At 70.6% G+C, this 5322-nt stretch carries 7 protein-coding genes and 1 tRNA gene; 4 read left to right on the forward strand and 4 right to left on the reverse strand.

Going from position 1 to position 5322, the window contains the following annotated elements:
* Positions 1–295: 295 nt before the first annotated feature.
* Entirely contained in the window at positions 296–481 is a 186-nt protein-coding gene (locus BM333_RS15455) for a hypothetical protein (protein WP_092313837.1), read from the reverse strand.
* Between the two features lie 73 nt (positions 482–554).
* Between BM333_RS15455 and argB the strand changes: the two genes are divergently transcribed.
* Genes argB through dapD form a run of 3 tightly spaced genes read left to right on the forward strand, consistent with a single transcriptional unit; the run spans position 555 to position 3030 of the window.
* Positions 555–1484, forward strand: a complete 930-nt coding sequence (gene argB / locus BM333_RS15460) for an acetylglutamate kinase (RefSeq protein WP_092313840.1) — start codon at positions 555–557, stop codon at positions 1482–1484.
* The gene (locus tag BM333_RS15465; RefSeq protein WP_092313843.1) at positions 1481–2176 is read left to right on the forward strand and encodes a pyrimidine 5'-nucleotidase; all 696 of its coding nucleotides are present in this window, start codon (positions 1481–1483) and stop codon (positions 2174–2176) included. Before argB ends, BM333_RS15465 begins: the two co-directional genes overlap by 4 nt.
* On the forward strand, positions 2173–3030 hold the full coding sequence (dapD, locus tag BM333_RS15470) for a 2,3,4,5-tetrahydropyridine-2,6-dicarboxylate N-succinyltransferase (RefSeq protein ID WP_092313846.1): 858 nt from the start codon (positions 2173–2175) through the stop codon (positions 3028–3030). Before BM333_RS15465 ends, dapD begins: the two co-directional genes overlap by 4 nt.
* A 190-nt stretch (positions 3031–3220) precedes the next feature.
* Here dapD and BM333_RS15475 read toward each other — a convergent pair whose 3' ends face one another.
* Entirely contained in the window at positions 3221–4447 is a 1227-nt protein-coding gene (locus BM333_RS15475; RefSeq protein ID WP_092313849.1) for a PQQ-dependent sugar dehydrogenase, read from the reverse strand.
* 192 nt (positions 4448–4639) lie between these two features.
* On the opposite strand from BM333_RS15475, the gene BM333_RS15480 reads away from it, so the two are divergent.
* Positions 4640–4716 (forward strand) — tRNA-Met (locus tag BM333_RS15480).
* Between the two features lie 17 nt (positions 4717–4733).
* Here the strand turns inward: BM333_RS15480 and BM333_RS15485 are convergent.
* Together BM333_RS15485 and BM333_RS15490 are read right to left on the reverse strand one after the other, a co-directional pair.
* Positions 4734–5021 carry a GFA family protein gene (locus BM333_RS15485; RefSeq protein ID WP_092313852.1) on the reverse strand — a complete coding sequence of 96 codons (288 nt, stop codon included), beginning with the start codon at positions 5019–5021 and terminating at the stop codon, positions 4734–4736.
* A gap of 75 nt (positions 5022–5096) precedes the next feature.
* Positions 5097–5322 (reverse strand): integrase core domain-containing protein (locus BM333_RS15490; RefSeq protein WP_245777319.1); only part of this gene is annotated, 226 nt, incomplete at its 5' end.

Below are 5322 nucleotides of genomic sequence, written 5' to 3' on the forward strand. Positions count from 1 at the left end.
AAATCGACGCCCTGCGCCGTCTCGACGTCCGCCGTGTGCCAGCCGGCGTCAAGCGCGCCGTACCAGCCGTTCGGCTCGGCAGACGCTGCGCCGGCCGTCAGGGCCAGCGCCCCGGCGGCGGTCGACGCCAGAATAAGAGACTTAACGCGCATTGGTGGATGCCCTCCGCAGCCCAGAATTGGTTGTTCGTGACGGCGCACATGCCGCCGCTAAGCTTTCATAACAGTCCCGCTGGACGAGGTCGAGCCGGGGGCTCGCACAACGATGTTCAGCGTGGCTCCCGGGTGACAGAGGCTCAGCCGCCGCCCGTGCGGGCCGTGGCGCGCCCCGTACCGTCGCAGACCGGACAGGTCTCGCCCGCGGGGCTGGCGCCGACGCCCTGGCATTCCGGACAGAGGGCGGCGTCGATCCGCTGGACCGAGGCCGGACCGGCGGGATCATCCGGGCCAAGGTCGCGATCGTCGATCTCGTGTTCGTTCATCCCGACGGAACGGGCGGCGCGGCCTCCCGGTTTCATGATGACAGGCGGGGAGCTTGGCATTAGGGACCGCGCGATGGACGACACCGAACCGCGACCGGGGGACCCCGGCTGGGCCACCGCGAGGACGCTGGCCGAGGCCCTGCCCTACATCCAGATCTATGATCGCGAGACCGTGGTCATCAAGTACGGCGGCCACGCCATGGGCGACAGCGCCGTGGCGAAGCAGTTCGCCGCCGACGTGGTGCTGCTGAAGCTGATGGGCGTGAACCCCGTTGTGGTCCACGGCGGCGGCCCGCAGATCAGCGCCATGCTGGACAAGGCGGGGGTGAAGTCGGCCTTCGTGGATGGCCTCAGGGTCACCGACGCCGACACAATGCAGGTGGCCGAGATGGTCCTGTCCGGCGCGGTCAACAAGGAGATCGCCCACTGGATCACCATGGCCGGCAAGGAGGCCGACGTGCGCGGCGTCGGCCTGTCGGGCAAGGACGCCGGCCTGCTGACCGTGGAGAAGACCCGGCGCACCCGGCGCGATCCGGACAGCATGATCGAACACGAGGTCGATCTCGGCTTCGTGGGCGAGCCCACCAAGGTCGATCCCAAGCTGATCGCGGGCCTGATCGCGTCCGAGACGGAGGACTGGGTGCCGGTCATCGCCCCCATCGGCGTGGCCGAGGACGGCCAGACCTACAACGTCAACGCCGATACCGTGGCGGGAGCCGTGGCCGGCGCGCTCGGCGCCAAGCGCATGTTGCTGCTCACCGACGTGCCGGGGGTCAGGGGCGCGGACGGAGAGATCATCCGTCAGATGACCCTCAGCGAGGCGCAGGCGCTGATCGACGACGGCGTGGCCACCGGCGGCATGATCCCCAAGCTGGAGACGGCCATGGCCGCCGTGCGCGACGGCGTCGAGGCGGTGGTCATCCTCGACGGTCGCCGCCCCCACGCCATGCTGGTGGAGCTGTTCACCGAGCATGGGGCGGGCACCCTGGTGCAGGCCGGATGACGGCGCAGCCGATCGAACCGACCGAGATCGGCGCCGACCTGCGCCATGTGGGCAGCTGGGTGTTCGACCTCGACGACACCCTCTATCCGCCCGAGAAGCAGGTCCTGCGCCTCGTCGCCGACCGCATCGGCCAGTTCATGATCCGCGCCACCGGCCTGCCGCCGGACGAGGCCCGGGCGCTGCAGAAGCGCTATCTGCTGGACCACGGGGCCGCCCTCGGCGGCCTGATGCAGGACTACACGGTCGATCCGCACGCCTTCCTCGCCGAGGTGCACGACGTGCCGCTGGACGCGCTGGAGCCGAGCGAGGGCCTCCGCGCCGGGCTGCAGCGGCTGGAAGGCCCGCGCTACGTCTTCACCAACGGCTCCCAGCGGCATGGAGAGCGGGTGCTGGAGAAGCTGGGCATCGACGACCTGTTCGACGGCCTGTTCGCGCTGGAGCACGCCGAGCTCCGCCCCAAGCCGCACCCGCGCACCTTCGAGCGGATGCTGGACCGGTTCGCACTCGACCCGAAGAGCGCCGCCTTCTTCGAGGACACCGAGCGCAACCTCGACTACGCCAAGGCCCTGGGCATGACCACGGTGCTGGTCGGGCCGCACGCGCTGGACTCGGTGGTGCATTTCGTCGACCACCGCGCCGCCGCCCTGCCGCCCTTCCTCGCCACCGCCGTCCTCGCCGGAGACCCGAAATGACCGACCGCGCCTATCTGGAATCCGTGATCGAGGCGGCGTGGGAAGATCGCGCCGGCGTCACCGCCGCCACCCACGGCGAGGTGCGGCACGCCGTCGAGCAGGCGCTGGCCATGCTCGACGCGGGCGAGGCGCGCGTCGCCTCGCGCGGCGCGGACGGAATATGGACCACGCACCAGTGGCTGAAGAAGGCGGTGCTGCTGTCGTTCCGGCTGAACGACAACGAGCTGCTGCGCGCCGGCGACCGCGGCCCCGCCTCGGGCGCGCCCGGCGTCGGCCCGTGGTGGGACAAGGTGCCCAACAAGTTCGGCGACTGGACCGCCAACCACTACCGCGAGGCGGGTTTCCGCTCGGTCCCCGGCGCCATCGTGCGGCAGGGCGCCTACGTCGCCCGCAACGTGGTGCTGATGCCCAGCTTCGTGAACATCGGCGCCTTCGTGGACGAGGGTTCGATGGTCGACGCCTGGGCCACGGTCGGCAGCTGCGCCCAGATCGGCAGGAACGTGCACCTGTCGGGCGGGGCCGGCATCGGCGGGGTGCTGGAGCCGCTGCAGGCCAACCCGACCATCATCGAGGACGGCTGCTTCATCGGCGCCCGCGCCGAGGTGGCGGAGGGCGTCATCGTCCGCGAGGGCGCGGTGCTGGCCATGGGCGTCTACCTGTCGGCCTCGACCAGGATCGTCGACCGCGCGACGGGCGAGGTGTTCCGCGGCGAGGTGCCGGCGTACTCGGTGGTCGTGCCGGGCAGCCTGCCTGACCCGAACGGCGGGCCCTCGCTCTACTGCGCGGTGATCGTCAAGCGCGTGGACGCGCAGACGCGAGCCAAGACGGCGGTCAACGAGCTGCTGCGCGACTGACCCGCCGGGCGGGAGCTGCGGGGCATGGTCTCCCGTCAGGGGCGAAAAAGTGCACGCGATAAAAAAACGGGTGCACATCGTGCACAATTCGCGGGCCGCCGCGCGGATTCAGCTGTCGAAGACCCGCAGCGGCCAGACTGACAGGTGGGTGCGCCAGATCCGGTCGCAAGAGGGCGCAGCCTGCGCCGCCCTACTCCGCCGCCAACCGGACCAGCTTGCCGTTCTGCTCGTCGGTGATCGCCCAGACCGCCCCGTCGGGGCCGACCGCCACGTCGCGGACGCGCTCGCCGAGGTCGGTGAGCAGCCGCTCCTCGCCGACCACCCGGCTGTTCTCCAGCACCAGCCGGGCGATGTGCTTCTCCTTCAGCGCCGCCACCAGCAGGTCGCCGCGCCAGCCGGGGAACATGGCCCCGTCGTAGAAGGTCATGCCGCCCGGGGCGATCACCGGATCCCAGTAGTAGACCGGCTGCTCGGTCCCCTCGCGGGCGGTGACGCCTTCGTTGATCGGTCCGCCGCGGTACTCGACGCCGTAGGCCACGTCCGGCCAGCCGTAGTTGAGCCCGGGCCGCTCGAGATTCAGCTCGTCGCCGCCGCGGGTCCCGTGCTCGATCGTCCACACTGCGCCGTCGGGGGCGACGGCGACGCCCTGGACGTTGCGGTGGCCCAGCGACCAGATCTCCGGCAGCGCCCCGTCGCGCCCGACGAAGGGGTTGTCCTGCGGAACCGAGCCGTCGGCGTTGATGCGGATGGTCTTGCCCATGTGCGAGCCGAGGTCCTGGGCCTGCGGCCGCATCGGCGCGTCCGAACGCTCGCCGAGGGTCACGAACAGCTTGCCGTCGGGCGCGAAGGCCAGCGAGGAGCCGTAGTGCTTGTCGCCGTCGTAGACCGGCAGGGCGCGGAAGATGACCTGCACATTCTCGACCCGGCTTCCGTCGTCCGACAGGCGGCCGCGCGCCACCGAGGTGGCGTTGCCGCCATCCCGCGGCTCGGCGTAGCTCCACCAGATCATCCGGTCCCGGGCGAAGTCGGGGCCGATGATCACGTCGAGCAGGCCGCCCTGGCCGCGGGCGTCCACCGCCGGCAGACCGGCCACCGGATCGCTCATGGCGCCCTCGGCGCTGACGATCCGCAGGCGGCCCGGCCGTTCGGTGACCAGCCAGCGGCCGTCCGGCATCAGGGCCAGGCCCCAGGGCTCGACCAGGCCCGAGGCCACCACCGTGTGCGAAAGGGCGCGTTCGGTGCGCACGCCCGGCGCCCGGGTCTGGCCGGGGAAGGCCGGCTGCTGGTCGGGGGCGTTGGCGGGCCGGGTCTCCAGCGGGCCGGCCGCACCGGCGCCCGGCGCGGCCCCGTCCTGGGCGCCGCAGGCGGTGGCGAGCGAGAGCACGGAGGCGGCGGCGGCGAAGGCGAGCAGGCGCATGGTCGGGTCCCCTGGGGTGGTCGGGAAAGAGCTCCCGACTGATTACCTTTCCTTACGCACGGCGTCACGCGAGCGGATGTCGCGCGGCGGCGCGCAACGTCTTGAATCCGCCTCGCGGCGCCTCTATAGGCACGCCTCTTCCGGCGGTCAGACCAGTTCCCGCCGGACCCTCGCGACGGGCTCGTCAAACGGGGCTGGGTAGCTCAGCTGGTTAGAGCGGTGGATTCATAACCCACAGGTCGGCGGTTCGAGCCCGCCCCCAGCCACCACCACCAAACAAGTCGCCCTAGCGCTCAAGCGGCGGCCATTCCGCAGTGTCGTGATCCGGATGCTGGTAAGAAACGATGCTGGCCAGATGCGCGGCTGCGCCGGGCTCATCCGTCGGGTGCACCGGCAGATGGGCGAGATCCTCGAAGCAGGGCACTCGCTCTGGCGAGGCGAGCTGCTCGACCATCCTCACGTCTGCCGGGCGATCGAGCGCGCCGACCGCGAGGCCGATGTGCCTGTCGCCATATTCGAAGGTCAGCGGCGTGCCGCAGTCACCGCAAAACCTGACGTGACCCCCGTTTCTCATCCAGCCATAACAAGAGTCCGTAGTTGATCTGAGCTGGGGTTGTTGGGGTTGGCAAGAGGCCGGTCTGCGCAGCCATCAACCAGCGCAGCAGGCCGGCCGATCTTTCCGGTCAAGCGCCTCGGCATAGGCCTTTGGCGTCAGCCAGCCGAGCTTGGAGTGCGGCCGGGCTTCGTTGTAGTCGCGCCGCCAGGATTCCAGCACGATGCGGGCGTGTGGCAGCGACCGGAACAGAGTTTCGTTCAGCAGCTCGTCCCGTAGACGGCCGTTGAAGCTCTCGTTGAAGCCGTTCTGCTGGGGCTTG

This window comes from Brevundimonas viscosa (assembly GCF_900116065.1).
GTDB classification, from domain to species: domain Bacteria; phylum Pseudomonadota; class Alphaproteobacteria; order Caulobacterales; family Caulobacteraceae; genus Brevundimonas; species Brevundimonas viscosa.

Excerpts from the sequence above, each read along its gene's own strand:
- dapD (WP_092313846.1), top strand. The coding sequence starts at position 2,173 with ATGACCGACCGCGCCTATCTGGAATCCGTGATCGAGGCGGCGTGGGAA.
- BM333_RS15475 (WP_092313849.1), bottom strand. The coding sequence starts at position 4,447 with ATGCGCCTGCTCGCCTTCGCCGCCGCCGCCTCCGTGCTCTCGCTCGCC.
- BM333_RS15465 (WP_092313843.1), top strand. The coding sequence starts at position 1,481 with ATGACGGCGCAGCCGATCGAACCGACCGAGATCGGCGCCGACCTGCGC.
- BM333_RS15485 (WP_092313852.1), bottom strand. The coding sequence starts at position 5,021 with ATGAGAAACGGGGGTCACGTCAGGTTTTGCGGTGACTGCGGCACGCCG.
- BM333_RS15455 (WP_092313837.1), bottom strand. The coding sequence starts at position 481 with ATGAACGAACACGAGATCGACGATCGCGACCTTGGCCCGGATGATCCC.
- argB (WP_092313840.1), top strand. The coding sequence starts at position 555 with ATGGACGACACCGAACCGCGACCGGGGGACCCCGGCTGGGCCACCGCG.